Origin of the sequence: Pseudonocardia sp. SID8383 (assembly GCF_009864975.1) — a bacterium.
In the GTDB taxonomy this organism is placed as follows: domain Bacteria; phylum Actinomycetota; class Actinomycetes; order Mycobacteriales; family Pseudonocardiaceae; genus Pseudonocardia; species Pseudonocardia alni.
The window spans coordinates 1-2,706 of record NZ_WWFY01000691.1 but is presented as its reverse complement, the minus strand read 5'-3'; the positions used below and the strand labels follow the sequence as shown (position 1 = coordinate 2,706).

The 2,706-nt window shown below is 76.2% G+C and carries 2 protein-coding genes; both read right to left on the bottom strand.

From position 1 onward, the window contains the following. Nucleotides 1-159: 159 nt before the first annotated feature. Nucleotides 160-1,575 carry a UDP-N-acetylmuramate--L-alanine ligase gene (gene murC / locus GTW08_RS16825; protein WP_073573921.1) on the bottom strand — a complete coding sequence of 472 codons (1,416 nt, stop codon included), beginning with the start codon at nt 1,573-1,575 and terminating at the stop codon, nt 160-162. After that, on the bottom strand, nt 1,572-2,648 hold the full coding sequence (locus tag GTW08_RS16820; RefSeq protein ID WP_161152204.1) for a UDP-N-acetylglucosamine--N-acetylmuramyl-(pentapeptide) pyrophosphoryl-undecaprenol N-acetylglucosamine transferase: 1,077 nt from the start codon (nt 2,646-2,648) through the stop codon (nt 1,572-1,574). The genes murC and GTW08_RS16820 overlap by 4 nt, the downstream gene beginning before the upstream one ends. Between the last annotated feature and the right edge of the window lie 58 nt (nt 2,649-2,706).

Sequence of the window (2,706 nt, the reverse complement as noted above, 5' to 3'; positions counted from 1 at the left end):
CGGCGCTCCCGGATGCGACGGGCGCGCTCGGCGGCGCGCCGCTCCTGCTCGGGATCACGGCGGCCCGGCGAGCGGGCACCGTCCCGGGCCCGGTCGTCGCCGGTGTCCTGCTCGTCGCTGCTCATCGTGCCCCCGCTGTGCCGCCGCCGTGTCGCGCGCTCACCCCTCGCCGGCGAGCTCCCGCAGGATCTCCGGCCCGAGCGCGGTGACGTCACCGGCGCCCATGGTGAGCACAACGTCGCCGTCGGTCGCGAGCGCGGCGATCGCCGCGGGTGTCCGCTCCCACGAGGGGGCTCGGTGCACCCGCCCGGCCGGCAACGTCACCGCGTCGGTGATGAGCGCCGGACCGACGCCGGGTTCGGGATCCTCCCGGGCACCGTAGACGTCGAGCACCATCACCTCGTCCGCCAGCGACAGCGACGCGCCGAACTCGGCGGCGAACAGCCGGGTGCGGGAGTACAGGTGCGGCTGGAACGCGACCAGGACGCGGCCGCGTCGCCCCTCGCGGACCGGCGCGGCCTCGCGGGCGGCGCGCAGGGTGGCGGCGACCTCGGTGGGGTGGTGGGCGTAGTCGTCGTAGACCGACACGCCGCGGGCGCGGCCCTTGAACTCGAACCGGCGCTGCACCCCGCCGAACCCGGCGAGGCCCTCCAGCAGCACGGCCGGGTCGGTCCCGACGGCGACGCCGGCGAGGAACGCACCGAGCGCGTTGAGGACCATGTGCTCGCCCGGGACGCCGAGGGTGAGCTCGTGCTCGGCGTCGCCGGTGCGGAACCGCGCACGGCAGCCGGTGCCGTCCGGGGTGAACTCGAGCAGCCGGGCGTCGTGCGGGCCGGTCGCGGTGCGGCCGTAGCGCAGCACGGTGACGCCCGACTCCTCCGCTCGCACCGCGACCTCGGCGGACCCCGGGTCGTCGGCGCAGGCGACCAGCGTCGCGCCGGGCACCAGCCGGTCCAGGAACCGCTCGAACACCGCCCGGTAGGCGGCCTCGTCGCCGTGGTGGTCGAGGTGGTCGGGCTCGACGTTGGTGACGATCGCGACCGACGGGGCGAACGCGGTGAACGAGCCGTCGCTCTCGTCGGCCTCGACGACGAACACGTCGCCGCTGCCGTGGTGGGCGCCCGACCCGGACACCGACAGGTCGCCGCCGATCGCGAACGACGGGTCGGCCCCGGCGTGCTGCAGGGCGACGGTGACCATCGACGTCGTCGAGGTCTTGCCGTGCGTCCCGGCGACGGCGACCAGCCGCCGTCCCTCGGTGAGCGCGGCCAGTGCGACCGCCCGGTGGACGACGTCGTAGCCGCGCTCGCGGGCGGCGGCCAGCTCCGGGTTGGTCTCCCGGATCGCGGTGGAGACGACCACGGTCGGCGGGGTCTCGCCGTCGTGGCGCAGGTGGCCGGCGTCGTGCCCGGTCTCGACGCGTGCGCCGAGCGCGCGCAGCGCGGTGACCGTGCGGGAGTCCCGCGCGTCGGACCCGGAGACGGTCGCTCCGCGGGCGAGCAGGATCCGCGCGATCCCGCTCATCCCGGCGCCGCCGATCCCGATGAGGTGGACGTGGTCGGAGAGCACGCTCACCGGCCCGCCACCTCCATGACGATGCGGGCGATCTTCTCGTCGGCCTCGCCGTGCCCGGCGGCGCGGGCGCGGCGGCCCATCGCGAGGGCCAGGTCGGGGTCGGTGAGCATCGGCATCAGCTCGTCGATCGCGCGTTCGCCGTTCATGTCCTCGTCCTGCACGAGCTTGCCGCCCCCGGCCTCGACGACCGGGCGGGCGTTGAGCGCCTGCTCACCGTTGCCGTGCGGCAGCGGCACGTACACCGCGGGCAGCCCGACGGCGGTGAGCTCGGCGACGGTGGTCATGCCGGACCGGCCGAGGACGACGTCCGCGGCGGCGTAGGCGAGGTCCATCCGCTCGATGTAGGGCACCGGCACGTAGCCGGGCCGCGGGTCGGCGGGGGTGCCGTTCTTCCCGTACGCGTGCAGGACCGAGATGCCCCGCTCGGTGAAGGCGGGCAGGGCCCCGGCGACCGCGTCGTTCAGGGTACGGGCACCCTGCGAGCCGCCGAAGACCAGCAGCACAGGGCCGTGCGGGGGGAGGTTGAAGTACGTCCGGGCCTCCGGCCGCAGCGACGCCCGGTCCAGGGTGGTGATCGAGCGGCGCAGCGGCATCCCGACCACCTCCTCGTTCGCGAGTCCGGTGCCGGGCACCGCGACGCAGACGGCGGAGGCGAACCGCGCACCGACCTTGTTGGCGAGCCCGGCGCGGGCGTTGGCCTCGTGCACGACGATCGGCACCCGGCCGCGGGCGCCGAGGTAGGCGGGCAGCGAGACGAACCCGCCGAACCCGACGACGACGTCGGCCTCCGCCGCCTCCAGCACCTCCCGGACCCGCTTCACCGCGCCCCGGACGTTGCCGGGGAGCTTGAACAGGTCGGCGGTGGGCTTGCGGGGCAGCGGCACCGGCGGGATCAGCTCGAGCGGGTAGCCGCGGGCCGGGATCAACTGGGTGTCGAGGCCCTTCTCGGTACCGAGCGCGGTGACCCGGGCTCCCGGCACGAGCCGCCGGATCGCGTCGGCGACGGCCAGCGCGGGCTCGATGTGCCCGGCCGACCCACCCCCGGCGACGACGACCGACAGGCCGCCCCGCACCGGCGCCGGCGCCTGCTCCCCCGCGGGTCGCGTGGTGGCGGGGCCGAAGGTGCGGGTC